Origin of the sequence: Rariglobus hedericola, from assembly GCF_007559335.1 — a bacterium.
In the GTDB taxonomy this organism is placed as follows: domain Bacteria; phylum Verrucomicrobiota; class Verrucomicrobiia; order Opitutales; family Opitutaceae; genus Rariglobus; species Rariglobus hedericola.
The window spans coordinates 593,181-617,702 of sequence record NZ_VMBG01000001.1 but is presented as its reverse complement, the minus strand read 5'-3'; the positions used below and the strand labels follow the sequence as shown (position 1 = coordinate 617,702).

27 protein-coding genes and 2 tRNA genes are annotated in these 24,522 nt (G+C 58.9%); 11 read left to right on the top strand and 18 right to left on the bottom strand.

Features of this window, described 5'->3' with window-relative positions:
* Positions 1-29: 29 nt before the first annotated feature.
* Positions 30-104 (top strand) — tRNA-Lys (locus FPL22_RS02870).
* Between the two features lie 36 nt (positions 105-140).
* Here FPL22_RS02870 and FPL22_RS02865 read toward each other — a convergent pair.
* Positions 141-596: a S24/S26 family peptidase gene (locus FPL22_RS02865; RefSeq protein WP_144228604.1), complete on the bottom strand. Its 456-nt coding sequence runs from the start codon at positions 594-596 to the stop codon at positions 141-143.
* Between the two features lie 145 nt (positions 597-741).
* On the opposite strand from FPL22_RS02865, the gene FPL22_RS02860 reads away from it, so the two are divergent.
* A complete protein-coding gene (locus tag FPL22_RS02860; protein WP_144228603.1) occupies positions 742-1,389 on the top strand; it encodes a response regulator in 648 nt (215 codons plus the stop codon).
* Between the two features lie 90 nt (positions 1,390-1,479).
* Here FPL22_RS02860 and FPL22_RS02855 read toward each other — a convergent pair whose 3' ends face one another.
* Positions 1,480-2,328 (bottom strand): sirohydrochlorin chelatase, encoded by an 849-nt coding sequence (locus FPL22_RS02855; protein ID WP_144228602.1) that lies wholly within the window; start codon positions 2,326-2,328, stop codon positions 1,480-1,482.
* Positions 2,329-2,415: 87 nt separating this feature from the next.
* Between FPL22_RS02855 and FPL22_RS02850 the strand changes: the two genes are divergently transcribed.
* On the top strand, positions 2,416-2,985 hold the full coding sequence (locus FPL22_RS02850; protein WP_238991295.1) for an OmpA family protein: 570 nt from the start codon (positions 2,416-2,418) through the stop codon (positions 2,983-2,985).
* Between the two features lie 82 nt (positions 2,986-3,067).
* Here FPL22_RS02850 and FPL22_RS02845 read toward each other — a convergent pair whose 3' ends face one another.
* Positions 3,068-4,444 (bottom strand): M20/M25/M40 family metallo-hydrolase, encoded by a 1,377-nt coding sequence (locus tag FPL22_RS02845; RefSeq protein WP_144228600.1) that lies wholly within the window; start codon positions 4,442-4,444, stop codon positions 3,068-3,070.
* Between the two features lie 70 nt (positions 4,445-4,514).
* Positions 4,515-5,366, bottom strand: a complete 852-nt coding sequence (locus FPL22_RS02840) for a M48 family metallopeptidase (protein WP_144228599.1) — start codon at positions 5,364-5,366, stop codon at positions 4,515-4,517.
* A gap of 125 nt (positions 5,367-5,491) precedes the next feature.
* Between FPL22_RS02840 and FPL22_RS02835 the strand changes: the two genes are divergently transcribed.
* Positions 5,492-6,205: a hypothetical protein gene (locus FPL22_RS02835; protein ID WP_144228598.1), complete on the top strand. Its 714-nt coding sequence runs from the start codon at positions 5,492-5,494 to the stop codon at positions 6,203-6,205.
* Between the two features lie 72 nt (positions 6,206-6,277).
* Here the strand turns inward: FPL22_RS02835 and FPL22_RS02830 are convergent, their stop codons facing one another.
* The gene (locus FPL22_RS02830) at positions 6,278-7,018 is read right to left on the bottom strand and encodes a TVP38/TMEM64 family protein (RefSeq protein WP_203235106.1); all 741 of its coding nucleotides are present in this window, start codon (positions 7,016-7,018) and stop codon (positions 6,278-6,280) included.
* 120 nt (positions 7,019-7,138) lie between these two features.
* Here FPL22_RS02830 and FPL22_RS02825 point away from each other — a divergent pair, with 120 nt between their 5' ends.
* The gene (locus tag FPL22_RS02825; RefSeq protein ID WP_144228597.1) at positions 7,139-7,570 is read left to right on the top strand and encodes an HIT family protein; all 432 of its coding nucleotides are present in this window, start codon (positions 7,139-7,141) and stop codon (positions 7,568-7,570) included.
* A gap of 6 nt (positions 7,571-7,576) precedes the next feature.
* Here FPL22_RS02825 and FPL22_RS02820 read toward each other — a convergent pair whose 3' ends face one another.
* Entirely contained in the window at positions 7,577-8,344 is a 768-nt protein-coding gene (locus tag FPL22_RS02820) for a spermidine synthase family protein (protein WP_203235105.1), read from the bottom strand.
* A gap of 62 nt (positions 8,345-8,406) precedes the next feature.
* Between FPL22_RS02820 and FPL22_RS02815 the strand changes: the two genes are divergently transcribed.
* The 3 genes from FPL22_RS02815 (at position 8,407) to FPL22_RS02805 (ending at position 10,007) form a co-directional block, all read left to right on the top strand.
* Positions 8,407-8,823, top strand: a complete 417-nt coding sequence (locus FPL22_RS02815) for a hypothetical protein (RefSeq protein ID WP_144228596.1) — start codon at positions 8,407-8,409, stop codon at positions 8,821-8,823.
* A gap of 389 nt (positions 8,824-9,212) precedes the next feature.
* Positions 9,213-9,623, top strand: a complete 411-nt coding sequence (locus FPL22_RS02810) for a GreA/GreB family elongation factor (protein ID WP_144228595.1) — start codon at positions 9,213-9,215, stop codon at positions 9,621-9,623.
* Positions 9,624-9,659: 36 nt separating this feature from the next.
* Positions 9,660-10,007 carry a cupin domain-containing protein gene (locus FPL22_RS02805; RefSeq protein WP_144228594.1) on the top strand — a complete coding sequence of 116 codons (348 nt, stop codon included), beginning with the start codon at positions 9,660-9,662 and terminating at the stop codon, positions 10,005-10,007.
* A 56-nt stretch (positions 10,008-10,063) separates the two neighbouring features.
* Here the strand turns inward: FPL22_RS02805 and purH are convergent, their stop codons facing one another.
* A complete protein-coding gene (gene purH, locus FPL22_RS02800) occupies positions 10,064-11,611 on the bottom strand; it encodes a bifunctional phosphoribosylaminoimidazolecarboxamide formyltransferase/IMP cyclohydrolase (protein ID WP_144228593.1) in 1,548 nt (515 codons plus the stop codon).
* A gap of 109 nt (positions 11,612-11,720) precedes the next feature.
* On the opposite strand from purH, the gene FPL22_RS02795 reads away from it, so the two are divergent.
* Together FPL22_RS02795 and FPL22_RS02790 are read left to right on the top strand one after the other, a co-directional pair.
* Entirely contained in the window at positions 11,721-12,131 is a 411-nt protein-coding gene (locus FPL22_RS02795) for a Co(2+)/Mg(2+) efflux protein ApaG (protein ID WP_144228592.1), read from the top strand.
* Positions 12,132-12,206: 75 nt separating this feature from the next.
* Positions 12,207-13,565, top strand: coding sequence for an MBL fold metallo-hydrolase (locus FPL22_RS02790; protein WP_144228591.1), 1,359 nt, complete (start codon positions 12,207-12,209; stop codon positions 13,563-13,565).
* Positions 13,566-13,679: 114 nt separating this feature from the next.
* Here the strand turns inward: FPL22_RS02790 and FPL22_RS02785 are convergent, their stop codons facing one another.
* The 4 genes from FPL22_RS02785 to FPL22_RS02770 form a co-directional block, all read right to left on the bottom strand.
* Positions 13,680-14,477 (bottom strand): inositol monophosphatase family protein, encoded by a 798-nt coding sequence (locus FPL22_RS02785; RefSeq protein WP_144228590.1) that lies wholly within the window; start codon positions 14,475-14,477, stop codon positions 13,680-13,682.
* Between the two features lie 54 nt (positions 14,478-14,531).
* On the bottom strand, positions 14,532-15,833 hold the full coding sequence (locus tag FPL22_RS02780; protein ID WP_144228589.1) for a (Fe-S)-binding protein: 1,302 nt from the start codon (positions 15,831-15,833) through the stop codon (positions 14,532-14,534).
* The gene (locus FPL22_RS02775; RefSeq protein WP_144228588.1) at positions 15,830-17,221 is read right to left on the bottom strand and encodes an FAD-binding oxidoreductase; all 1,392 of its coding nucleotides are present in this window, start codon (positions 17,219-17,221) and stop codon (positions 15,830-15,832) included. The genes FPL22_RS02780 and FPL22_RS02775 overlap by 4 nt, the downstream gene beginning before the upstream one ends.
* Before the next feature lie 333 nt (positions 17,222-17,554).
* A tRNA-Glu gene (locus FPL22_RS02770) sits at positions 17,555-17,629 on the bottom strand.
* A gap of 313 nt (positions 17,630-17,942) precedes the next feature.
* Here FPL22_RS02770 and FPL22_RS18070 point away from each other — a divergent pair.
* The gene (locus tag FPL22_RS18070; protein ID WP_275263006.1) at positions 17,943-18,065 is read left to right on the top strand and encodes a hypothetical protein; all 123 of its coding nucleotides are present in this window, start codon (positions 17,943-17,945) and stop codon (positions 18,063-18,065) included.
* A gap of 100 nt (positions 18,066-18,165) precedes the next feature.
* Here the strand turns inward: FPL22_RS18070 and ndk are convergent, their stop codons facing one another.
* The 7 genes from ndk to FPL22_RS02735 form a co-directional block, all read right to left on the bottom strand.
* A complete protein-coding gene (gene ndk, locus FPL22_RS02765; RefSeq protein ID WP_144228587.1) occupies positions 18,166-18,582 on the bottom strand; it encodes a nucleoside-diphosphate kinase in 417 nt (138 codons plus the stop codon).
* Between the two features lie 110 nt (positions 18,583-18,692).
* A complete protein-coding gene (locus FPL22_RS02760; protein WP_144228586.1) occupies positions 18,693-19,199 on the bottom strand; it encodes a signal peptidase I in 507 nt (168 codons plus the stop codon).
* A 155-nt stretch (positions 19,200-19,354) separates the two neighbouring features.
* A complete protein-coding gene (gene cysK / locus FPL22_RS02755) occupies positions 19,355-20,305 on the bottom strand; it encodes a cysteine synthase A (protein ID WP_144228585.1) in 951 nt (316 codons plus the stop codon).
* 45 nt (positions 20,306-20,350) lie between these two features.
* The gene (locus FPL22_RS02750) at positions 20,351-21,292 is read right to left on the bottom strand and encodes an NAD(P)/FAD-dependent oxidoreductase (RefSeq protein ID WP_144228584.1); all 942 of its coding nucleotides are present in this window, start codon (positions 21,290-21,292) and stop codon (positions 20,351-20,353) included.
* On the bottom strand, positions 21,289-22,695 hold the full coding sequence (locus FPL22_RS02745) for a TIGR01777 family oxidoreductase (RefSeq protein WP_144228583.1): 1,407 nt from the start codon (positions 22,693-22,695) through the stop codon (positions 21,289-21,291). Before FPL22_RS02745 ends, FPL22_RS02750 begins: the two co-directional genes overlap by 4 nt.
* A complete protein-coding gene (locus FPL22_RS18155; RefSeq protein ID WP_144228582.1) occupies positions 22,692-22,847 on the bottom strand; it encodes a DUF2256 domain-containing protein in 156 nt (51 codons plus the stop codon). Before FPL22_RS18155 ends, FPL22_RS02745 begins: the two co-directional genes overlap by 4 nt.
* A gap of 117 nt (positions 22,848-22,964) precedes the next feature.
* Positions 22,965-24,434: a cryptochrome/photolyase family protein gene (locus FPL22_RS02735; RefSeq protein WP_144228581.1), complete on the bottom strand. Its 1,470-nt coding sequence runs from the start codon at positions 24,432-24,434 to the stop codon at positions 22,965-22,967.
* Between the last annotated feature and the right edge of the window lie 88 nt (positions 24,435-24,522).

The window sequence follows — 24,522 nt, the reverse complement described above, 5'->3', positions numbered from 1 at the left end:
AAACCAATTCAGACCCTCTTCTGGTCTGGGGGTCGATAGCTCAATGGTAGAGCAGCATCCTTTTAAGTTGTTGGTTCCGGGTTCGAATCCCGGTCGACCCACCACCGGACACACGAAGCAGAGGGCGTCACGCCCGGCGGTTATTTCAGCGCCTCATCGGTCGCAAACGAGGCGTAAACGACGCCGATCAAGTTGTAGCGCGTCACGCGCTCCCGATCCTCGTGCTGGTTATTTAGACCCTGCACCCGCCAACCGCCCGTATCTTTTTCGAGCAAAACATGCACCACCCGGCTTCCGGCCTGGCTCAAATAAGCCACCTGCATCCCGGGCTTGAGATTATCATACTCGATCTTGCTAAGAACGAGCACCGTGTTTTCTCCGTAAATCGGTCGCATCGATTCACCGGTGCCAATCACCGTGATGCGATCCGTGTTGGTTCCGGCCACTTGTTCCGCATCGCTCCAAGCCTGGACTTTCCCCACGTCGGTGGCGGGAGCAGCCTGATAAGGCTTTGCAACCGGAACCTCCGCACACCCTGCCCACCCCAAAAGAAGGGGCAGTCCCAACCAAAAGATCACAGGAGCTAGGCGCTTCATAGAACTTAGAATACGGAACAATTATGAAAACCTGAGCTGATTTTACAAAAAGTTATCGCGTCAGACTCCATGCCGCCTTGTTGTGTGCCGTTATCTGCGGGCCAGCCTCAGCCCGATTGCATTATTCATTTTTTGTCCAGCACGCATGAAACGACTCGTTATCATTGAAGACCAGACCGCCATCCGCGAAATGCTGGTGGAAATCCTCCGACTCGATCCCAACTATAAGCTGGTGGGTGAAAGCGGTGACGGCCAAAGCGCCCTCACCCTCTGCTTGGATGTAAAGCCCGACCTGTTGGTCCTCGATGCCAAGCTCCCCGGCCTTAATGGCGTGGATTTGCTTCGCCGCCTGACGAAACAGCTTAAAAACGTCCGCGTGCTCGTTTTCTCGGGCCACGAGAATCCCGTGCTCGTCCGTGAAATGCTCGAAGCCGGCGCCCATGGCTTTGTCGAAAAAACCGCCGGTCTCTTCGAGTTTAAGAAGGGCCTGGAAACCGTCGCCAATGGCGGCACCTATTTCGGACCGGCCGTTGCCTCCCTGCTCCGCAACGTCGTCGCTAATCCCGCCTCCAGCGCCACGGCTGATTTCCTGACCGATCGCGAACGCGAGATCCTCCAACTCGTTGCCGAGAGTAACAGCACCAAGGAAATCGCTTCCCGCCTCGATATCAGCGTGAAGACGGTGGACAACCACCGCACCAACCTGATGCGCAAGCTGAACCTGCACGACGTCGCCAGCCTCACTCGCTACGCCCTCGAGGTCGGTCTCATCGAGCCAAAGAAGCCCGTTTAACTTTTAGGCAAACGCTGCCTTTGAATTAACGCCTGCCCGTTTTCGGGCCGGCGTTTTTTTATTGTCGGATTCCGAGTGGGTGCGAACGCCTTAGCTCGACACCTGCACCGCCTGCGACAGTCGCTCGGCGAGCAAATCGATCAACCCGCTTTCACCTGCGATCGGCTGGGTCATTTGGGTGTGCAGGCCAGCGTTTTCCGCCTCGGCCGCCGCGCAGATCTCCGCAATATCCCCGCCGGGTCCCGCATGTCGTCCGGGCGACAAGAACTGCAGCGCTACGATCACGTCTCCCTGATTAAACGGCGGCGTGCGCAACGCGGTAGCCAGCAAGGGCTCGTTGAAGGCGTAGGCATCGCCTTCCCGCCGTTCCATCGAGGCCACGGACAACGCGACCACTTCAGCGCCTAATTCACGGCGCACCTGTTCGCCCAAGTGGTTGCGCACTGCGGCCACGGCTGCTTGCGGCGACCCGTGATCAACCAATACGACATTGGGACGGTTCCATCCACGCAATTTAGCGGTCGCCCGCACCTGATTCGCCAACATGCCTGCCAGCCGGCAGTCGCCATCCTCAGGATTTACCAGCCAGGGCGCCATCCGTAGTCGTGCGCGCGGAAACCGTGCGCGCACGCTAGCCAGTCGCGACGGCACATACTCGGTCAACGCCGCGCTCGGACCGAAAAATAACGGCAGTAACACCGCCTCTCCGTCGGGAAACGTCGCGAAATGCTCCATCAGCGCCGGTTCCAGCAGCCTTGCCGGTTCTCCGTCCAGCGACTCGGCCGGCACCTTGCTGGAATGCAAGAGCGACACTGCCTGCACCGGCAGGCCCGTCCGTTCAGCCAAGGTTACGGCCACCCGTCGCAAGCTGAGCGTGGAATCCGCCCGCACCGAGCCGTTATCAAAGAGAAACCATGCGGTGCGAGAGGAAGATGACATGGTTTGCAAAGACGGCGTTAAATAACTTGCGACCCAATTTGAATGGCCGATAAGGTCAAATCACCTCGTATTTTTTATCGTTCACCCATGAACCTCTCCACCAAGAAACTCAGCTTCGTCATCATCGCCGCCGCAGTCGCACTCGCCGGCTGCTCCAAGAAACCCAAGCGTCCTGATCCTTCCCGCACCGTGATCGGCCCGGATGGCGGCGGCCTTTCCGGCTCCGATATCGGCCTCGGCGGTGGTGTCGGCACCGATCTCGCCCCCGGCACCGCTCTCGATGGCCGTGGCGCCAACGACCTCGCCAACGGCGACCGCACCGCCCTCGCTGGCGAAACCGTCTATTTCGACTTCGACCAGTCCGGCATCAAGGCCTCCGAGCGCTCCAAGCTCGACGCAGCCAAGGCCTACCTCGAAGCCAATCCCACCGCCCGTCTTCTCCTCGAAGGCCACTGCGACTGGAAGGGCACCGCCGAATACAACCTCGGCCTCGGTGACCGCCGCGCCAACGCCGCCAAGCAATACCTGACCACCTCCGGTGTCGCCGCCGACAAGCTCGAAGTCCTCTCCAAGGGCGACCTCGATGCCGTCGAAAACAGCGACGAGGCCACCGCTGCCAAGGATCGCCGCGTCGATCTCGTTGTTCTGAAGCCGTAATCGGTTTCCAACTACAAAAAGCCCCGGAGAAATCCGGGGCTTTTTTTGCGTCCATCTCCGGCGGCTTGCAGCCGCCTTTTGGTTATTTGCGATCAGCGATCGCCTCGAGAATACGTTCCGAGGTGCGCATGCCCTTCTCCATCACATCGAGATTAAAACTCTCGTTGGGCGCGTGCAGATTATCCTCGGGCAGGAACAGGCCCATCATTACGGAATCCAGACCGGTCACGCGCTTGATTTCGGCAATGATCGGCACACTGCCGCCTTCGCGTAGATACAGCGGCGGTTTGCCAAACACGTCGGCGATGACCTTGTCCGCCGCGCGGAATGCATCCGCCAGCACGGGCGATTGATCCGCGGGCGTATTCGAACGATCCGGCGGCACGACGACGTAGGGCGTGCCGGTATGTTGATCGATGATCTCGTAGGTCACGTCGGCTGGCATGCGTGCACGAATGGCCGCGTAAAGCAGCTCGCGGATTTTTTCCGGAGTCTGGTTGGCCACGAGGCGACAGCTGATTTTCACGAACGCCTTGCTCGGGATAACCGTCTTGCTGCCCTCGCCCTGATAACCACCACCGATGCCGTTAAATTCCAATGTCGGCAGCACGCGGATCGCTTCAAAAGGCGTGTAGCCAGGCGGTGTATGGAATGCGGGGATACCAAGGAATTTCCGGTATTCTTCCGTGTCCGCACCGAGCTTCTGGATCTGCTCACGCTCCCACGGTTCCACCGGCATCACGTCATCATAGAAGCCGTCGATGTTCACAAAACCATCAGGCTTGTGCAGCGACGCACATAGTTCGGACACCGCCTGAATCGGATTGCGCAACACGCCGCCGTGCAGGCCCGAATGCAGGTCTCCTTTTGATCCGGTTACGACGACGTCGCACAGCACCAAGCCGCGCAGGCCGCAGGTGATGACCACCTGGTCTTCACTCGGGAGCAAGGTGTCCGACAGATACACCAGATCGGCTTCGCGCAACCGGTCGCCATACGTTTCGAGAAACTTGCCGAAACTGGGGCTGCCCATCTCCTCTTCGCCCTCGATCATAAACGTGATGCGCAAGGGCAGATCGGGGCGGCGCTCGAGCAAGCGACCGACTGCCGCGATGTGCACCATCAGCGGACCTTTGTTATCCGCCGCGCCGCGTCCATAGAGACGGTTGCCGCGAATCTCAGGCTCAAAGGCGGGCGAGTTCCACAAGTTGAGCGGGTCGGCCGGCTGCACGTCATAATGTCCGTAGATAATCACGTGCGGCCAGTCGGTGTTGTCACCGCGCGACGCGAGGATGATCGGGTGGAGATCGGTTTTCACCACCTCGACTTTGAAGCCGATCGAGCCCAGCAGGCCCGAGGCGAAATCAAGCGCGCCTTTCATGCCGGCCTTGAAAGCCGGGTCGGCGGAAACACTGGGGTGACGGATGAATTCCTTCAGCTTTTCGACGGGATCAAACATGCCCCGAATGTGAACGCCCGTATTCGCTTCGGCCAGACAGAAAAGCCTTACCTCCGCCAAAAGCAGCGACTCACTTTCCTTTCAAAAACGCATCAGCCTCGGCCTGTTCGGCGGACTTGGATGCGGTTTGATACTTCGCTTTGCTCTGCTCGTAGAGAGGCATGTATTGCGGTGCGAGTTTCTGAAGGTTGGCGATACGCGTGGCGTCCGACGGATGCGTGGAAAGGAACTCCGGCGGCTTCGCTCCGCCCTGCTTCGACATCTTCTGCCAGAAGGTCGCGCCTGCGCGCGGATCATAACCGGCACCTGCTGCGAAACGAAGTCCCACGGCGTCGGCCTCGCTCTCATGCAAACGCGAGAAAGGCAGCGCGACGCCCACCTGTGAACCGAGTCCATAAGCGGCCAGCGCCATGTTGCGTTTGGCGGGATCGACATTCTTGACCTCCATGCCGATGGCGGCGGCCAGGCCCACGCCGGCGATCGCATAGTTTTGCGAGGTGCGTTCGGCGCCATGGCGTGAAGTCACGTGCGCAATCTCATGGCCCATGACGATGGCGAGTTCGTCATCGCTGGCCGCCAGTTTGATGAGGCCGGTATAGACGCCGACCTTGCCGCCGGGGAGAGCGAACGCGTTCACCGTCGCCGAATCGAACACGACAAACTCCCATTGGGCATTGGGCACATCGCGGCCCACCGAGGCGGCGATACGAACGCCGATGCGTTGGATGCGGGCGTTAATCGCCGGATCCTTGGAAATCTTTTCCTCTTTTTTAATCTGATCAAAAGTCGAGAGACCCATCTGCGCTTCCTGCGAAGGCGAGACGAGCATCAGTTGGGAGCGACCGGTCTCATTGACCGTGGTGCAGCCCGTAATCAAAGCGCATACCGACAGCACACCGATCACGATCAAAGGGGATTTCATGCGCGGGATGGGATACAAATGCCGGCCAAACCGCAACTTTGCTCTGCGCACCGATTGCTAGCTGATTAATTCCCACCTCACCTACGGCGAACCGGACGGGGATTAACCTGTCATTGTTAATAATCATGAGCACTCACTTTTTCATTAGAATGGTATCCATCGGCCTTTTGATCGGCGGCGTGCTGCAGGCGGCACCATCGCCTCTCCTTGTGAAAGCGGTGGAGCATTGGGACGAAGGGCGCCGGGATCTCGCCTTCACCCAGCACACCACCCAATTCGGAGATAAAGACGAGGTGGTGAAAACATGGGTTGAGCGTTACGACCCGTCGTTGCCCGACAACCAACGCTGGAAACTGATCGAGTTGAACGGCAAGCAGCCCACGGATGCCGAGCGCACCAAATGGGAATCCAAAAAGAATAATCGTCCTCGGAAAAAAGCGACCAAGTCGCTGTCAGAATACCTGAATCTGGATGACTCCAAATTGATCGACGAAAACGACAAGACCGCCCGCTTCGAGATCAGCATTAAACCGGAAGCAGCACGGCTGGTCGCCATCGATAAACTCTCCGTGATTGTCACCGTGGACAAAGCGAAAGGTGACATCGCCCACATCGCTGCATTGCTGCGCGAACCCATGAAAATTGCCCTCGGCCTGGCAAAAGTCACGGACGTCGATCTGGATGTTCACGTGGAGCCCGACTCGGACAAAAACAAGGACAGTGAACCCACCGCTGTCGTGAAGCCCGGCAGCACGGCGAAGGTTCTGTTTTCCAAATTCGGCAACCCCGTCGAATACAAGTGGAGCGACTTCAAACGCGTCACGGCTTACGGTTCTTAAAGGCCATTAAATTAGTTTGGTGATACCGCCACTGATACCGCCCGTCATTATGGCGGCCCTTACCTCAACGCATTAAAAGCGACTATCCGTTTTGCGGTGCTTACGGTGCTCCCAAAAGCGATCCCAGCCACCCACCGGTTCAGACAAAGGCGTGGGTCCGCCTTCGGAGGCCGGTTGCTTCGCCAGCATGATTTTTCGCAGTCGCCGGAAAGACCAGCCGCACAGCAGCAAAATACCGATAAAATAAGCGCCAAACCCCGCGATGCTCAGAGGTGTAAGCTCGTCGCAAATATCACCAAAGGTCACGCCGACGATCGAACGTGCGACATTGATTGGCAGACTCCACATGATGAATGTGCCCAGCGGCACCCCGATCAAAGGAAGCACGTAGATTTGAGAAAAATAGGGAACGCCCGGGAGTAACATGGTAAACAACGTCACCGGTGTATGCGCACCTTTCGGCAGGCGCTTGCGCAACGGCTCCAGTTTACGATTAAAAAATCCCGGCATTAGCTTCACTAGTCCATAGGCAGCCAGCAATTGGAGCAGGGTCGCCAGTGCGACGAGTAGCGATCCAAACCCGAGTCCAAAACGCAGGCCGGCGACCGCGTGAACAACACTCACTGGAAATCCCAGCAGTGGCAGCACAACCATGCCCGCGAACACCACAAAACCGTTCAACTCATTAGCGTGCTCCTGGATCGCTTCGATATCGATCTGCCGGTAAAATAACATGACCAGCACCAAGACGATCACGCCGCCGCCAATCATGGCATATTGCTTCGGAGTTAAGCGTCGCAGGAAGGAAATCATCTGGCGGGGCAGACCTGGGTTTCGCTTTCTGGTTCACACGCTTCGTGGCTGCACGCCTCTGAAACTGATTCCAGCTCACGTATGTCACGTCACCGTGCCCGCCGGCCTAAACTCGCTCCCATGACATCGCCCCTGCCCGATTGCCTGTATTGCCGCAAAGATCAGCGCCTCACCGATCTAATGATCGAAATCGTGCCGCTGCAGGTTTCGACGCTTTATCTCTTCAAGGAGCAAACCTACCGCGGCCGTTGCGTCGTCGCTTACCGCGATCACGTAAACGAACTTTTCGAGCTGTCCGACGCCGAGCTCAGCTTGTTCACGCAAGACGTGGCCCGTGCCGCGCGTGCGATGAAAACCGCCTTTAATCCGGCCAAGATCAACTACGGCGCATATTCCGATAAACTGCCGCATCTCCACATGCATCTCGTCCCTAAATACGTGGACGGCCCGTCGTGGGGCACCACGTTCACGATGATGCCCGAGCCCAAACAACTCCTAACAGACGACGCTTACGCAGCGCTGATCGCTGAACTGCGAAAAGCGCTGGCGTGATCGTGCTCAGCGACGGCGCGGCGGCTTGCTACGCTCGGTCTTAGGAACCCATTCCTCTGAATCCAGCGCAGGCTTGTCGCCCACGTAGATCACATACGCGCTGCGTTTGGCGGTTGGAAAAAGTTTGGCCGGAATCGCCTGTGCGGTGAAACCCGCAGCACGCAGCCGCGCCTCAAAGGTGTGGTCGGGACTCGCCGACCAGATGGCGAGCCGTCCGCCCGGCTTGAGTTTGCCCTTCATCGTCTCAAGGCCGCGCGGGCTATAGAGCCGGAAGTTGCCGGCGCGCACCATCGGAATGGGACCGTTATCCACATCGAGCAGGATCGCGTCGTAAGAGTTGGGACGGGCACTCGCGATGGTGTCGACGACATCACCGAGACGCACCTGCACCCGCGGATCAGCCAGCAGGTGACCATTGAGCTTCGCCATGTGCGTGCGGTTCCACTCGACGACCTCGGTCATAAGCTCCGCCACTTCAATTACGGCTTTGGCACCGGCCTTGGCGATGACCGCTTTCAAAGTATAGCCGAGCCCCATGCCACCGATGATAACACGGGTCGGGTTTTTCGTGGCGAGACGATCCGCGGCCAGCTCGCCCAAGAGCACTTCGGAAGAGCTCGTCATCGAGTGCATCAAATCCTGGCCGTTCAGTCGGATGCAATAGGTGCCGTCATGCTCGTGGAGCGACAGACGTGCCCCGTCGGGCGTGCGGGTCTCGGCCAAGTTGTAATGCGGTTTCATCGATGAAGCGGCTACGATGCGATTGTCGGTCATCCATGCAAGACACGGAACTGCTGCAAGTTTGACCGGTCGGGTAACCACACACCCACTTTCCCATGCATCGCCCCACCCCGCTTTCGCTTTTCACCACCGGTTCCCTCGCCGCTATTCTATTTTTGACCGGCTGCGCCTCCTCGACCTCGTCGGCCACGCGCAAGGACTTGAATGTCCTCCAGCCCGGCACAACGCGCGCCGTGGTGATCGACGAACTGGGCATTCCCGCCACGACATCCACGAGCCGCGCCGGTCTGCAAATGGACGTCTTCACTTTTGTGCAGGGCACCGCAGCCAGCAAAAAAGCGCCGCGTCCCGTCGAGCCCGAGCAGGCTGAACAGACTGAGATGCTCGCACTGTTGGAACAGAATGGCACTTCCCCGCTCGCCGCACTTTCCGGAAAAAAACTCACCGTTCAAGTGAACTACGACGAAGCGGGCCGTGTGAAAGACACGGTGCTTCTGCGCATGGAAAAGTGAACCCGCCTGCAAGTGCTCCGGCCACTTGACAGAGCATGCAAATGAACCGATAGCTTTCGCCGTCATGACCACTTTCAACAACACTCACAGCCACTTGCTGGCTGGCTCTGTGATTGTGGTCTTCCCTGGCTTATCCGGCGTCTGCTGAAAGACGACGGATACCGTCCGCGCATCGCGTGGAACCAAGCGTCCGCTAAGTCAATACAGCCGCCGGTTCTTCGGAGAAGTTCAGCCTGATCGCAGGTGAACTCCCGAACTTTAAAATCACGTCCCTCACGTGCGTTTTTGCGCGCACGCATTCGGACTCACGCCCAACCGCAGCGACCGCCCGCGAGGCTTCTCGCGATGCGTCCGTGCGCGGGCATCGCACGCACTCGACTCAAAACATCATGAATTCAAAACCCATTTATATCTCACAAACCGACAATCAGCAGATCCGCCGACGCATACCGGCGTTTGCCGACCATAAACGCTTTCGCGAGGCCGTCGCAAACCTACTCGCCGAGCTCAACCGCGCCGTGCTCGTCAATGACCACACGCTCTCGCCCGACGTCGTCGCGCTCGACTCTGTGGTCGAGGTGGCCGACCTAGTCTCCGGCGAATGCGAACTCTACACGCTGACGCTGCCCGACACCGCCAACGCAGCGCTGAATCGCATCTCGGTATTCTCACCGCTGGGCACCGCGCTGCTCGGTTATGCCTCCGGTGACGAGTTCACCTGGCAGATGCCCGGCGGCCTGCGCCAACTGCGCATCGTTACCGTAAGACAGACCACCGGCCCTGAGCCGATCCGCGCATAAACAACCTCAACTCCGAATCCTTAAATTAATCGCGAAATGAAAACCTCAGATTACACCGCGTCTTCCACTGAAACCTGGCTGCTCTCCCGCAAAATCCTCTCCGAGTCCGGACTCGAAGCGGGCCTCACCTTGATTGGTCCCGGCGTCGAAACACCCGCGTCGGATCAGCCCGCCACGCAGAACCTGATTCTGTTCGTATGTGAAGGCAGCCTGACCGCGACCGTGGGCCTCTCGAACTTCATCCTGCGCAAAGACGAAGCCCTGCATATTGCGACGGGTAAAACCCATTCAGTGCGCAACCACACGACCGCCCCGTCAAAACTCCTCACGTTGACTCTTCCGCGGCCACGCACTCCCGCGCCCGCGCTGGTCGAGTTTCCTTAAATTAAAAGCCAGCCGCGTTGTCGCCGATCGGGACAACGCGGCATCCGGCTGCTCGATCAATGTTTGAAATGGCGAATGCTCGTGAAGACCATCGCCATGCCGCGCTCGTCGGCGGCTTTGATGACTTCTTCATCGCGCACGCTGCCGCCCGGCTGAATCGCGGCGGTGGCGCCGGCGTCAGCCGCGGCGATCAAGCCGTCTGCAAACGGGAACAAGGCCTCTGAAACGACCACAGAACCCGAGAGATCGAGCTTGGCCTCACCGGCTTTCCAGATGGCGATGCGCGAGCTGTCCACGCGGGCCATCTGGCCGGCGCCGACACCGAGCGTCTGCTCGTTTTTCACATAGACGATGGCGTTCGATTTGACGTGTTTGCACACGCGCCAGCCGAACATCATGGTGTCCCACTCTTCCGCCGTGGGCTGACGCTTCGTGACGACTTTGAAGTCGCGCGGATTGCCGAGGAGCTTGTTGCGATCCTGCACCAGCAGGCCGCCAACGACCGAGCGGATGTCCTGCAAGGAATCGGCACCGAGACCTTCTTTGGCGATCATCAGACGCAGATTTTTCTTCTTGGCGAAAATCGCGAGGGCTTCGGGACTGAAGCTGGGGGCGATGATGACCTCGGTGAAGATATCGGCGATCTTGGTTGCGAGCGAAGCCTCAAGCGTGCGGTTGACGACGATGATGCCGCCGAACGGCGCCTGGCGGTCCGTGGAATAAGCCTTTTCCCAAGCCGTATCCAAATCATCAGCACAGGCGACGCCGCACGGATTGGTGTGCTTGAGGATGGCCAGCGTGGGCTTCTCAAACTCGCCAATCAGATAGGTGGCGGACGTGATATCGAGAATGTTGTTATACGAAAGCTCCTTGCCCTGGAGCTGCTCGAAATGGTCATGAAAAGTGCCGTAAAGCGCGGCTTGCTGGTGGGGATTCTCACCGTAACGCAGCGACTGGGCCTTCTTGTAGGAGAGCGTGAGCGTGGCGGGCAAACCGCTCAATGCATCGAGGTTCGGCTCATCGGCCTGGGATTCGAGATACTTGGCTATCGCGGTGTCGTAGGCGCCGGTGCGCTGGAAAACCTTGAGGGCGAGCTTGCGACGAAGGGCGGAGAGCGAGGCCGGATCGGCGAACGCGGCGAGCACGGCAGCGTAGTCGTTGTGATCCACGACGACGGTGACGCTCTCGTGGTTTTTAGCGGCGCTGCGCAGCATCGAAGGACCGCCGATGTCGATATTCTCGATGGCTTCCTCGAAGTGGACGTCCTTCTTGGCGACGGTCTGCTCAAACGGATACAGGTTCACCACAACGAGATCGATCATGTCGATGCCGTGGGCCTTGGCGGCCGCCTGGTGGTCGGCCTTGTCGCGACGGGCCAGCAAACCGCCGTGGATTTTCGGGTGCAGGGTTTTCACGCGGCCTTCCATCATCTCGGGAAAACCGGTGTGCTGGCTCACCTCGGTGACCGGAAGGCCTTTTTCAGCGAGCAGTTTGGCGGTGCCGCCGGTGGAAAGCAGCTTGTAGCCGTGTTGCTTGACGAGGGCGGTCGCGAAGTCGACCAGACCGGTTTTGTCGCTCACCGAAAGAAGGGCCAGTTTTTCCATAAAAGGTGCTTTGTGCGGGCGCGCAAAAACAGAGGCAAGCCCGCAGTGCGTAACACCGTCCAAGGCCAAAGCGGTTGCAAAGCGGCATCCGTTGGGTTGGTTGTCAGCCGTGTCCGCTTCCCTCGCCCTTCCCGGCCTCACCGCCCGCCTCGACAAGCTCGTGTATCACCACGGGGGCAAGAGCCTGCCGCCGGACAAACCGCATGCGTTCGTGTATTTCATCACGATTCACAACGGCTCCGATCACACGGTGACCTTGCTGGGCCGCAAATGGGTGGTTTCGCATGCTGATGGCAGCCAGCTCGTGATCGAGGGCGACAAAATCGTCGGTGAAACCCCACGGCTGTCCCCGGGTGAACAATTTTCTTACAACAGCTATCATGTCACGGCCTGCCCTGCCCGCTCACACGGCAGTTTTCACGGCGTGGATGATCTTGGTCGGCACATCCATGTGGTGTTGCCGGCCTTCGAAATGGCCATCCCCGACGGTTCGGGCGGCAAAGACTCGTGCGACATTTAAAAGCGGCACGTTTATCAACTAGGCAAAGTTGCGCTTGCGCCCACCCAAGGCGTTTGTCTGTCTGACCGTTTATAAATGAAGTTAATTGATTTGAATCCCCAAGGAGGGATCGGTGCCAACTCTATCTACCTGCAGATTGGTGATGTAAATATCCTCATCGACTCCGGGTTGAACCCCAAGCAAGCGGGTCGGCTGGCCATGCCTGATTTTTCCTTAATCAAGGATATCAGCCTCGATCTCATCATCATCACCCACTGTCACTTGGATCATATCGGCAGCTTGCCGGTGATCATGCGTCAGCACCCGAATGCCAAGGTCGTCATGACCCATTCGAGCAAGATGATCCTGGATCGCATGCTCCATAACTCGGCCAACGTCATGTTGCGCCAGAAGGAGGAGAACAACATCCCCGATTACCCGCTCTTCACCCACGAAGAAGTGGACCGCTGCGTGCCGCGTTTCACCGGCATGGAGTTCCTCCAGCCCCAAAAGTTCAAGGGCAAGACCGATGAGGTCGAGATCATGATGCACCACGCCGGCCACGTTGCCGGTGCCTGCGCCGTCGAGCTCCACCACAAGGACCGCCACATCTTCGTGACTGGCGACGTGCTGTTCGAGAACCAGCGCACCCTCCGCGGCGCGCAGTTCCCCTCCGGCCACTTCGACACCGTCATCATGGAGACGACCCGTGGCACCACCGAGCGCCAGGTCGGCAAGGAGCGCGTCAATGAAGTCTCCCGCCTGATCGCTTCGATCAACGACACGATCAACCGCGGCGGTTCGTTCCTCCTTCCCGTGTTCGCCCTCGGCCGCATGCAGGAAATCCTCTCGATCATCCACGACGCCCGTAAATTCGGCCGCCTCGTGAAATGCCCGATCTACGCCGCCGGTATGGGCATGGCACTGGCCGACTACTTCGACGAAATCTCGCGCAAGTATCAGCACGTCCAGTTCAACCGTAACATCATCAAAGAGCTCAATATCCAGCCCACCGCGCGCAAGCTCGATGCCGGCAAGGATCTCAAGCAAAACGCTCTCTACATCATCAGCTCCGGCATGCTGGTCGAGCGCACGCCCAGCTACACGCTCGCTTCCGGCCTGATCGGCAGCGACAAAAACACCATCGGCTTCGTCGGCTACTGCGATCCCGATACACCCGGCGGCCAGCTCCTTCAGGCGAAGCAGGGTGAAGACTTCACCTTCGCCACGGCCAACGTCACCACGAAGCTCCAGGCTCGCGTCGAGCGCTTCGAGTTGAGCGGCCACGCCGACCGCGAAGAGCTCGCCGAGTTCGCCATCCAGACGCAGGCCCGCAGCGTGGTCCTGACCCATGGCGACCAGGCCGCGCGCGACTGGTTCACCAAGGAACTCGAGTCCAAGATGCCCGGCAGCAAGATCATCGATCCGGTCCCCTTGAAGACCTACGAGCTCTGAGCTCCCCTCGGCTCCTATCCAGCCGCAAAAAAAGCGCTCCTGTAACGGAGCGCTTTTTTTGTGCGTGTCCCGCGCGACACTCGCCTTCCAGGACGAAGAGCCAGGCGGTAGTTGTTAAACCTTGAGCAAGGTTCTCAGCGTTGCGCAGGCCGACGCATTGCCCGCGACAAACTGAATACGGTCCATCTTCAAGTTGAAGACTTTCATGGGGAATTGTTCGCCGTTTAGAAATTGAACCTGGCCGCCACCGGCCCACACGAGCGGCACAGCTGCGGCGATATCCCAGATGCGCACATTGTGATCGACCGTCGCGTCGAGTAATCCGACCGCGACATACGCCAGATGCAGCGTGCTGCTGCCCAGTCCGCGTAGTTTAAAATTTTCCACCAGAGCGGTCGCATGGTGCGAGAACCCTTTGTCATGGGGACTGTGGAACCCAAGCATGCTCTGCGCGTCCGGAGGCGAGGTCTTCACGTGCGCCTCGCGCTCTCCATCCCACAAACCAAAACCGGGTCCGCCATGAATCAGCACGCGGCGGGCTAGATCATAAACGACACCATAAACCGGCGTGCCATTCTCCAGCAGAGCCAGGGAAATCGCGCAGTAAGGAATGCCGGTCGCGTAGTTGTTGGTGCCGTCGATCGGATCAAGCACCCAGGCGAAACGCTGAGTGAGCGGCGCGGGCACGTCGGTCTCCGCCAACTCCTCACTGAAATAATGATCGTCGGGAAACTGCGCACCGAGCTCTTTAAAAATGTTTTCGGAAATCGCGATGTCGGCGGCGGTCACGCGCGTGCCGTCGTATTTCCATTCGCTTTTAACACGGCCGAACTCGCGGTGCATGAATTCCGTCTGCGCGAGGACGGCGGCTTTACCTGCTTCGATACGGGCGAGGAGTTCAACAGATGACATCACTCGCGAGCATCCCAAGGAATGCCCGCGAAGGAAAGCCATCAGTGAAACGTCTCAGCGGGCTGCGCCGGTTTCGTTTCGATAGGCCTGGGCCAGCAGCACGACCGGATGAACCACGGTTGTTTTTTCACCGCTCTGCGCAAACCCGTTGGCGATCTGCAAGTGACACCCCGGATTCGCCGTCGCGACCACTTCGGCCCCCGTTGCACGTAGATGGCCGAGCTTGCGCTCTTGCAGCCAGCCGGAGGTTTCGGGCTGGGTGATGTTATAGATGCCCGCGCTACCGCAGCACATCGTTGCCTCGGCACACTCGCTCAATTTGACACCGGGAATGGCGTTCAAAATCTCTCGCGGTTGCTTGCTCACCTTCTGCCCGTGGCACAGATGGCAGGACTCGTGATAGGTCACCTCGGTTGATGCAGTGGCCGCACCGGTCGGCTTACGGAATCCGATTTCGACCAGATACTCGGAGATATCTTTAAGTTTCCGCGACCACTCCGCCGCACGCGCGGCATACACCGGATCTTCGGCCAGCAAGTGATCGTAATGCCGTAGATGTGACCCGCAGCCACCCGCATTTGAAATGATCGCGTCAAAAACAAATGGATCGAACAGGTCCAACTGACGCCGCGCCAACTCCCCTGCCGTATCCGTGTCGCCATTGTGTGCATGCAATGAACCACAGCAGGGCTGCACCGGAGGCGTGTGCACCTCGCAGCCATTGGCCAGCAACACGTCCACGGTCGCGCGGTTCACATCAGCGAACACCAGATCCTGCACGCAACCGGTCAGCACGGCCACGCGGCGTTTCACCGACGCCGGTTTCTCCACGGGCTTGATGAGCTGATGCGAAAACTTCGCCAGAACCGTCGGCGCCTGCGGTTCAAGCTGACGCAAATTCGCCGGCAGCAACCGCGTAAGTTTGAGTTTTCTAAATGCCATTTGCGCGCCGCTGGCCTGCCAAAGCCAAAGCATCCGTCCCATCGCACGCAGCAACCGCGGACGCGTGAAAATCAATCTCAACGCAAACCAGCGGATCGCATCGCGTTTGGGCGAAGCCAGCACGCCCTTCTTTTCGACATCGGCACGGGCCGTTTCAAACAGCTCCGCATAATTCACTCCCGCCGGACACGCGGTCGTGCACGCCAGACAACCCAGGCAATAATACATCTCGTCGCCAAACGCCTTGGTGATGTCCAGCTCCTCGTCCGCGACAGCGCGCATCAGAGCGATACGGCCGCGCGGTGAATTGCGCTCTTCTTTCGTCTCAAGGTAGGTCGGACAAGTCGGCAGACATATGCCGCAGTGCATGCATTGCTGCAGCACCGAGTAATCCATTTCGGCGAGGGTCTTCATGACTGGTCGAAAATTTTGCCTGGGTTCAGCAATCCGTCGGGATCAAGCGAGCGCTTTACCAACCGCAACAACTCGTAAGAGGCATCGCCCAGCTGACTCTTGAGAAACGGTTTCTTGGCCAGGCCTACGCCATGTTCGCCAGTGATCGTGCCGCCGCGGGCAAGCGTCGCCTGAACGATGTCGGCAAACGCCAGCTCCACGCGGTGCATCTCGGCCGTATCGCGTTCGTCGGTGAGAATGGTCGGATGCAGATTACCGTCACCAAAATGACCGAAGGTGGCGATGTTCAGCTGATGTCGCGTCGCGATGGCCTCGACCTCACGAATCATGCCGGCGAGTTCGCTGCGCGGAACCGTGACATCCTCAAGGATCGTCGTCGGGCGCAACCGGGCCAAGGCACTGAACGCACTCCGGCGCGCCGTAGCCAGTTGCGCCGCCTCGGCCGCCGTGGCGGCACGACGCACCGAGGTCGCGCCGTGGGCTCGGCAAAGCTCCTCGATCTTGGCCGCCTCGTCGGCAACGGCCGCAGGGTGTCCGTCCGTTTCGATGAGAAGAATCGCCTCGGCATCGCGCGGCAGACCGACCTTCGCAAAGTCCTCAACGCACTGGATAGTCTTGCGATCAAGAAACTCCAGCGTGCACGGAATGATCTTCGCAGCGATGATCGCCGACACTGTCTCCGCCGCCGAGTCCATGCGTGCATAGGTCGCCAGCAACGTCTGCCGCGCCGCCGGCTTAGGCAGCAGCTTCAAAAGCACCTGCGTCACCACGCCCAACGTGCCTTCGCTGCCGATGAACAAGTCACGAAGGTTGTAGCCGGCGACATCCTTCACGCACTTGCTTCCGAGCCAGCAGATGGAACCGTCGGCCAGAACAACCTCGAGTCCCATGACATAATCGCGGGTGACTCCATATTTGAGCCCGCGCAGACCGCCGGAGTTTTCCGCAACATTACCGCCGATGGTGCTGATTTTCATCGAACCGGGATCGGGCGGATAAAAAAGCCCCGTGGCATCGGCTGCATCAAAGATCTTTTGAGTAATCGCCCCCGCCTCGGCGCGCAGCGTGAGATTGGCCGGATCCACTTCGAGGATGCGGTCCATCTTCACCAGACACAACACCACCGCCCCCGGAACCGGCACACTGCCACCGGAAAGCCCGGTGCCGCTGCCTCGCGTCACCACCGGCGCACGATGAGTCCGCGCGAGTTTGATGACGGCGGAAACCTGCGCGGCATCGTGCGCAAACACGACAGCGACGGGCCGCTGCTTAAATGTTGCCGTCCCATCAAACCCATAGGGTAAAATATCCTCCAGGGCTGTGAGCACATTCTCGGAACCGAGCACCTGCACCAAAGCGTTTACCAATTCAGGGTTTCCTGGAGACATGAAATAAGGTCGTGGAGTGATTCATTAAAAGCCGCTGTTTTCGAGTGGCTTTTACTACTTTAAATTGTCGACCCTTCAGAGCTTCTTTTGCCAGCCGTGACCTAGGTTTTCGTTTACAGAAAAGGCTAGGCACCAGCGGGCATTCGATCAGCTTTGCATTAGTTTTCCGTCAAAGAAAAGAGTTGGAGCACAGCTACGGGACTTGGCTACCAGCCATTTAAAATTGATTACCTGACGCAGGAAATTATGCGAACAACGCGAAGTGAGCGAAGGTTACTCCACGAGCCAACAAAAAACCCGTAAGCTACAAGAGCCTACGGGTTTGATTTAGAGTGGTGCCCCCACGGGGAGTTGAACCCCGCTTTAAGGATTGAGAATCCCTTGTCCTAACCGATAGACGATGAGGGCGTCTGTTGGAGCGGAAGACAGTTTGGTTTTATCCAAATCCGTCAAGCGTGAGTTTAGCGGTTTTTCGCTAAGCCGCGTGTTTTGACTCGTTGCAAAAGGCACACTCTCCCGCGTGCCCATCGTGCAGGTTATGTATGCCCGCCTAATACGAAAATATATAAAATACGCGTATCTCACTTGATTAAATAAGCTTATAACCGAACCCAACTCGTGGCACGCGAGATGCGTTAATGGATTTAGGACGCACTGGATTACCTATTTACACACCCGCACCCGCGTCTTCGATTCCGTTAATTCAACCCCGTAAAATACCATGAACCTTTTATTCAAATCCAAAAACAAACACGCCGGTAAAATCGGATGGATTTTCCTGTGGCTCGTTGGTGTGCCCGTTCCCGTGCTCTTGATTCTGTTTTTTCTGCGCGGCTGCACCTGAAGCATTATCCCTCTCGATAATCTCGATGAGGTTAAAAAAACAAAGGCCGCCCGGATTTCTCCGGACGGCCTTTGTTTTTAAATCAAGCAGACTTCGTTTTTTAAGCGAAGATCTCGTCCGACTTGAAGAAACGGGCCAGTTCGATGCGGGCGTTTTCATCACTATCAGAAGCGTGAACAACGTTCTTCATCATCTCGGTGCCGAAATCGCCACGGATGGTGCCCTTGGCGGCCTTGCGGGAGTCGGTCGGGCCGAGCAGTTCGCGGATCTTTGCCACCACATCGTCGCCCTGCAGCGCGACAACGATCACGGGCCGCGAGCTCATGAAAGCTTCGATCTCGGGATAGAAAGGTTTGTCAGCCACGTGCGCGTAATGGGAGCGCAGCACCTCGGAGGAGAGGCGGATCATTTTGGCTCCAACGATCTCGAAACCGGCTTTTTCAAAGCGGTCGATGACGCTGCCCGCATGTTTATTAGCCATGCAATCGGGTTTAAGAATAACGAGGGTTTTCTGCATAAACAGGTTACCTTAGGCCATCATCATTGGTAGAGGGAAGCCTGATTTTGGATGCCTGCCTCCCTACATGGATCGTATTAGCGAGTCAGCTCGCAGCGATCAGCTAACGATCAGCGGGCCGGACCCGCCATGGCAACCAGAGTGCCGGCTTCCACCGAAGTGGAGGCGACCAGAGGAGCCGATGCCTGCGCGTCCGAATGGAACGTCGCGTAAACTACTCCGATCAGATTTTCGCTGGTAACGGGGGTCGTGTCATCACTACTGTTGTTGTAACCCGCAGCAGTCCAACCATTCGCCGTTACGGACACCAGACGATGGGCGATGATTTCGTTAAAACGGTTGGTATAAACAACCACCATGCCCGAACGAAGTTTTTCAGCAGCCAGTGTTTTAACAACCAAGACCGCACCCGTTCCAAAATAGGGCAGCATCGAAGTGCCTTCCACGCGCAACACCTTCAGGTCGCTGCGATTGGCAGCCAAGGAGTGAGCATCTTTCAAAGCCGTAATCAGCGACACACCCGAAACCGGATTGGCTGCGTTGGCCTCACCCGCGAATGCGAATGCAAAACCCGCAAGAGCGAGCAGCAGTCGGCTGAGAGTGCGGGTGGTTTTCATGACCACACTCTAGAGGAATCCCGATTCTCCCACCATCGAGCCCTCTACCCATCTCCCTCAAGCGCGTTACCTCATTATGCGCCCTAGGGTGTCGCTGGGGTATCCACAGGTTTTACCTGGGCCCCCATGGGTGAACTACCCAGCATACCCTAGGTTCAAACGGCTACTTCCTGTCGGGCTTTTTCAGCCAGAGCGGTCGAAATGTAGCGCTCCCCAAAGCTGCAACCTACAGTCACAATGGTCTTTCCGGAAAATTCAGGGCGTTTGGCAACTTGCAGCGCAGCCCAGACATTGGCTCCCGTCGAAATCCCGCCCAAGATACCATCTTGCAACGCGAGCTGACGCGCCGTCTCCAAGGCATCGTCATCGCTGACGGTGATGACTTCATCAATGATCGAGGTATTGCAGTTCTTGGGAATGAAGCCCGCGCCAATGCCCTGAATGCGGTGACGCCCGGGTTTGCCACCGGATAAAACCGGACTGCCCGTCGGCTCCACCGCGATGCTCCGCAGCTCGCGTCGCGCTTTGATCACCTCCGACACACCCGTAATGGTCCCGCCCGTGCCGACGCCCGCCACAAAGGCATCAATGTTTCCGCCCGTCGCCGTCCAGATTTCCTCCGCCGTGGTGAGCCGATGGATTTCCGGATTCGCGGGATTCTCAAACTGCTGCGGAATGAAGCCGCCTTCGCCATGGTGTGCGAGCAACTCCGATGCTTTGCGAATCGCGCCCGGCATGCCTTCCGCACCGGGCGTGAGCACGATCTCCGCACCGAGCATGCGCAACAAAACCCGGCGCTCGAGGGACATCGTCTCGGGCATGGTAAGAATCAACTTGTATCCACGTTGTGCACACACGAAAGCCAGCGCGATGCCCGTGTTGCCCGAGGTGGGCTCGATCACCGTCGCACCGGGTTTTAGTTTCCCGTCACGTTCCGCCGCCTCGATCATCGCGCGTCCGATGCGATCCTTGACGCTGCCCAACGGGTTGAAAAATTCCGCCTTCAGGTAAATGGTCGCCGGCACTCCCGCGGCGATGCGATTGAGTTTGATCAGCGGCGTGTGGCCGATGGTTGCAACGATGTCGGTGTAGGCGTTCGCGGACATGCCGCACTCAAACGCCTTCGCCCTCATTCGGGCAAGATAATCGCATCACCCGCGCAAACGTTCCGCCATGGCCAGGGCGGACATGACCGCACCCTCGACTTTGGATCCGGCAAACGCATCGCCCGCCAATCCGAGCGCCAGTTCAGGCAACCACACGCAACGCTCCGCGTGCGTCGTCACCGGTTCGCTGAATTTCCACCGATGCAACGTCGTCGAGACCGCCGGTGAGCCCAACCACGCTTGGACCACGGGCAACAACCGCGCCGCGACTTCAGCCTCCGGCATTCCGTAGTTCGCAGCCGAAAACTCGGCGGATGCATGAATGGTCACGGCGGCAGCTGCGCCTTGAGCGATGCCTTTTTTGACATTGTCCGCGATCCAGCGCACCGGACCTTCCGTCAACACGAGACCCTCCGCCGGCACTGCGCTGGGACCGGCTAGCGTGACGAGCAAGGCCAGACACGGATGATACTGGAGCGCCGCCAGCGAAGCCGCCTCGCCGGCGGGCAGCTCCACTTCACCCGCCGCCAGCACCGCCAGCGCCTGCGGCACCGGACAGGTGAACAGCAAACGATCGGCCCGAATGACACCGTGGTTTTCAACATCGAGATCCCAATAACCGCCGGCGATACGGCGCGCCGCCGTGACCTTATGCTCACGCAAAATTTCCAAGCCTTCCGCCAGAGCCTTCGGCACCGCCGTCATGCTGGGATTTCCGACCACCCGTCGATGCGGTGTATCCGGCCAGTTTTTAATCAGCCCCGCGTTGCGCCAGTTCTGGGTCAGTTCGATAAACTTCGCATCACGCACGGTGAAATACTGCGCGCCTTGATCGAAGACCGCCTCCCCCACCCGCTTGGTCGCCATACGGCCGCCATAGCCGCGGCTCTTTTCAAGCACCGTCACATGCACGCCCGCCGTTACCAATTCACGCGCCAGCACGAGCCCCGAAATACCTGCGCCGATGATAACCGTAGTGCTGTTCATGTAAGCTTGGAACCGGATTGCCCGAGCAGATGGTGCAACGCCACCTCCACACTTTCGTGGCGAAACCCATAGCCCGCTTCCGCGAGTTTCGCCGGCACCACCCGTGCGCTCGACAACAGCGTTTCATCCGCCATCTCTCCAAACACCGTGCGCAACACCACCGCCGGCACCGGCAACACGGCCGTCCTGCATAACACCCGACCGAGCACGCGGGTAAAATCCGCATTCGTCACCGCCTGCGGTGCCACGGCATTCACCGGACCGGCACAACGCCGGTCGAGCACCGCGTGGTAAATCACTCCCACCAAATCATCGAGCGAGATCCAGCTCATCCACATCTTGCCATTGCCCAGCCTACCGCCGAGGCCCGCTTTGAAAACCGGCAGCAACTTCGCCAGCGCCCCGCCCGCCGGTGTGAGCACCACCCCCGTGCGCAACTCGACCACACGCACGCCGAGCGCATCCGCCGCCACCGCCTCTCGTTCCCACGCCGTGCAGACGTCTGCAAGGAATCCGCTCCCCGTAACAGCGCTTTCGTCGAGCACTTCGTCCCCGCGGTTGCCGTAGATTCCAATGGCCGAGGCCGACACGAAGACAAACGGTCGCAACCGCTCGCTTTGCACCGCGCCTATCGCCGACACCACCGTGCGCGTGCTGTCGATGCGACTGCGCAGGATCGCTGCTTTGCGCTCCGCAGACCACCGCCTATCCGCCACGCCTTCGCCGGATAAATTAATCACCCCGTCCACTCCGCGCATGGCCTGCGGGTCGACCTCGCCTTTCGCCGGATTCCAAAACACCTCGTCGCGTTCCCGGGTCGCACGACGCACCAGCCTGAGCACCGTATGACCTTGCGTCTGCAAAAACGCAGTCAGCGCCCGCCCCACCAATCCCGATGCACCGGCGATTAAAAAACGCATCGGTCGCACCGAAATATAGCGCGCTTCATTTTCCAAATCCATCTTCGTCACCGCATGTCGATAGGTGAACAATCGCTCCAATTCCCTCCGGGCAAACGCCCCGCCGCCCATCCGCCCGAGCACGCCAAACGGCAGCTCATATTTGATCTCGTCCGTCAGCACACACGCCCGTCCGCCGTCCACGGGCTCCACACGGTGCACATGCTCCCAATGCGCAAACGGTCCGCGCAGCTGCACGTCACGAAACTGCACGCCTTCGACATAGTTCCGGTGCTCCACATCCCAGCGCACCCACACAGGCCCGATTTTCGTGCGTAGACTCACCCGTGCGCCGTCGCGAATCCCGCCGATCTGGGAGATCACTTCCAGCTTCTGCCACGGCGGCGCAAGTCGTGTAAACGCCCCTGGCCGCTCATGCCAGGCAAATACTTTTTCCGCCGGACACTCGATGCGAACACTGCGTGTAAACGTGGATAAACTCATTTCGTAGCCCGTCCCTTTCGCATCCGGCACGCATCGGAGCAATACTTCACATCATCCCACACCTTTTCCCATTTCTTCCGCCACGTGAACGGACGCCCGCAGACCACGCAGGTTTTCTTCGGAAGGTCAGACTTTTTACGCATCCTCGGCATATCAGAAAATCAACTCTTCACGGTTGAGCGCACCACCTTTGACTCGGATTGCTTCACCCGCGCCTGGATGATCGCCGCAAACGAGAACGAGATTTCGCATGCTCACTCGTGCGTCGCTCACGCGTCACGCTCGACGATGCTGTCACCGCGCAGACTCTTAAACGCCGCCAACGCCGCCTCACGCGCCTGCGCGTGATCGACAACCGGATCCGGATAATTCCCGCCGATTTTCGCATACTCGCGCACATTCTCCGGCGCGGTCCACGGCGCGTGCAAAAACTTGTCCGGCAACTTCGCAATCTCAGGCACCCACTGGCGCACATACTCGCCCGAGCCGTCAAAACGCTCGCCCTGTGTTACCGGCGCGAAAATCCGAAAATACGGCGCCGCATCCGCCCCGCACCCCGCACTCCATTGCCAGCCCAGCGTGTTCTGCGCGAGGTCGGCATCGACCAGCGTATCCCAAAACCACTCCGCCCCGTGCTGCCACGGCAGACGCAGGTGTTTCACCAAAAACGACGCGACCACCATGCGCACGCGATTGTGCATCCAGCCCGTGTGCCACAACTCTCGCATCCCCGCGTCGACGATCGGATAACCCGTCTGCCCACGCTGCCACGCCCGCAACAACGCTCCGTCCTTGTCCTTCGCCCACGGGAATTTTTTAAAATCCTCGCGCAACGGCTCGGTCGGCGTCTGCGGAAAATGAAACAGCAGATGATGCGCAAACTCGCGCCAGCCCACCTCGCTCAAAAACGTCTGCGAGCCCTTGTTCGGCGGGAACACCCCGCTGTCCTTCGACAACGCCTGCACCGCTGCCCACACCTGTCGCGGACCAATCTCGCCAAAATGAAAATGTGGCGACAACCGCGAGGTGCCCTCGATCCCCGGCGTGTTGCGCTGATCCGAATACGCCTCCATCGCCTTCGCGATAAAACGCTTCAACTGCGCCTGCGCTCCGGTCTCGCCCGGCGTCCACGCCTCGTAAAATCCACCGTCCCACTTGATCGTCGGCAGCAGTTTCAGCTTAGAAATCTCCAACGAGGCCGGCCACTCCGCCGGAGCCGGAAAGTCCCCCTTGCGAATCACCACCGCCGGAGCCATCGGCAGCGTGAGACAATGCCGCCAGTAAGGCGTGAACACCTGAAACGGCTTGCCCTGCTTGTTCTGAATCGTGTGCGGTTCAAACAGCAGAGCCGAATTAAAACTCTTCGCCTCGATCTTCGCCGCGATGAGATCGGCTTTGATGATCTTGTCGCGAGCGATGACCGCCGGCTCGTAACGACGATTCCAATACACCGCCTCCGCCCCTGTCTCTGTGATCAAATCACTCAACACCTCGCCGCTGTCGCCACTCGCCACGATCAGCCGCGATCCGCGTGTTTGAAGCGAGGCATCGAGCGCGACCAACGAATGATGCAGCCACCACTTGGTCGCCCCGCCCGCCGTCCAGTCGCCCTCGCCCGCCTCGTCCCAAATATAAACCGGAATCACCGGCCCACCTCGCGCCAAAGCAGCGTGAAGCGCGGCGTTGTCCTGCAAGCGCAGGTCCTGGCGAAACCAAAGAATGACGGGAGAAGCGTTCATGGAAAATTCAGGGAGCGAGCTTGCTCGCGATCATCCTACGCGCAACTCAGGGCTCCGGATGTGGGAGCATATTTATCCGCGATGGAAA

Excerpts from the sequence above, each read along its gene's own strand:
- FPL22_RS02865 (WP_144228604.1), bottom strand. The coding sequence starts at position 596 with ATGAAGCGCCTAGCTCCTGTGATCTTTTGGTTGGGACTGCCCCTTCTT.
- FPL22_RS02860 (WP_144228603.1), top strand. The coding sequence starts at position 742 with ATGAAACGACTCGTTATCATTGAAGACCAGACCGCCATCCGCGAAATG.
- FPL22_RS02855 (WP_144228602.1), bottom strand. The coding sequence starts at position 2,328 with ATGTCATCTTCCTCTCGCACCGCATGGTTTCTCTTTGATAACGGCTCG.
- FPL22_RS02850 (WP_238991295.1), top strand. The coding sequence starts at position 2,416 with ATGAACCTCTCCACCAAGAAACTCAGCTTCGTCATCATCGCCGCCGCA.
- FPL22_RS02845 (WP_144228600.1), bottom strand. The coding sequence starts at position 4,444 with ATGTTTGATCCCGTCGAAAAGCTGAAGGAATTCATCCGTCACCCCAGT.
- FPL22_RS02840 (WP_144228599.1), bottom strand. The coding sequence starts at position 5,366 with ATGAAATCCCCTTTGATCGTGATCGGTGTGCTGTCGGTATGCGCTTTG.
- FPL22_RS02835 (WP_144228598.1), top strand. The coding sequence starts at position 5,492 with ATGAGCACTCACTTTTTCATTAGAATGGTATCCATCGGCCTTTTGATC.
- FPL22_RS02830 (WP_203235106.1), bottom strand. The coding sequence starts at position 7,018 with ATGATTTCCTTCCTGCGACGCTTAACTCCGAAGCAATATGCCATGATT.
- FPL22_RS02825 (WP_144228597.1), top strand. The coding sequence starts at position 7,139 with ATGACATCGCCCCTGCCCGATTGCCTGTATTGCCGCAAAGATCAGCGC.
- FPL22_RS02820 (WP_203235105.1), bottom strand. The coding sequence starts at position 8,344 with ATGACCGACAATCGCATCGTAGCCGCTTCATCGATGAAACCGCATTAC.
- FPL22_RS02815 (WP_144228596.1), top strand. The coding sequence starts at position 8,407 with ATGCATCGCCCCACCCCGCTTTCGCTTTTCACCACCGGTTCCCTCGCC.
- FPL22_RS02810 (WP_144228595.1), top strand. The coding sequence starts at position 9,213 with ATGAATTCAAAACCCATTTATATCTCACAAACCGACAATCAGCAGATC.
- FPL22_RS02805 (WP_144228594.1), top strand. The coding sequence starts at position 9,660 with ATGAAAACCTCAGATTACACCGCGTCTTCCACTGAAACCTGGCTGCTC.
- purH (WP_144228593.1), bottom strand. The coding sequence starts at position 11,611 with ATGGAAAAACTGGCCCTTCTTTCGGTGAGCGACAAAACCGGTCTGGTC.
- FPL22_RS02790 (WP_144228591.1), top strand. The coding sequence starts at position 12,207 with ATGAAGTTAATTGATTTGAATCCCCAAGGAGGGATCGGTGCCAACTCT.
- FPL22_RS02785 (WP_144228590.1), bottom strand. The coding sequence starts at position 14,477 with ATGTCATCTGTTGAACTCCTCGCCCGTATCGAAGCAGGTAAAGCCGCC.
- FPL22_RS02780 (WP_144228589.1), bottom strand. The coding sequence starts at position 15,833 with ATGAAGACCCTCGCCGAAATGGATTACTCGGTGCTGCAGCAATGCATG.
- FPL22_RS02775 (WP_144228588.1), bottom strand. The coding sequence starts at position 17,221 with ATGTCTCCAGGAAACCCTGAATTGGTAAACGCTTTGGTGCAGGTGCTC.
- FPL22_RS18070 (WP_275263006.1), top strand. The coding sequence starts at position 17,943 with ATGAACCTTTTATTCAAATCCAAAAACAAACACGCCGGTAAAATCGGA.
- ndk (WP_144228587.1), bottom strand. The coding sequence starts at position 18,582 with ATGCAGAAAACCCTCGTTATTCTTAAACCCGATTGCATGGCTAATAAA.
- FPL22_RS02760 (WP_144228586.1), bottom strand. The coding sequence starts at position 19,199 with ATGAAAACCACCCGCACTCTCAGCCGACTGCTGCTCGCTCTTGCGGGT.
- cysK (WP_144228585.1), bottom strand. The coding sequence starts at position 20,305 with ATGTCCGCGAACGCCTACACCGACATCGTTGCAACCATCGGCCACACG.
- FPL22_RS02750 (WP_144228584.1), bottom strand. The coding sequence starts at position 21,292 with ATGAACAGCACTACGGTTATCATCGGCGCAGGTATTTCGGGGCTCGTG.
- FPL22_RS02745 (WP_144228583.1), bottom strand. The coding sequence starts at position 22,695 with ATGAGTTTATCCACGTTTACACGCAGTGTTCGCATCGAGTGTCCGGCG.
- FPL22_RS18155 (WP_144228582.1), bottom strand. The coding sequence starts at position 22,847 with ATGCCGAGGATGCGTAAAAAGTCTGACCTTCCGAAGAAAACCTGCGTG.
- FPL22_RS02735 (WP_144228581.1), bottom strand. The coding sequence starts at position 24,434 with ATGAACGCTTCTCCCGTCATTCTTTGGTTTCGCCAGGACCTGCGCTTG.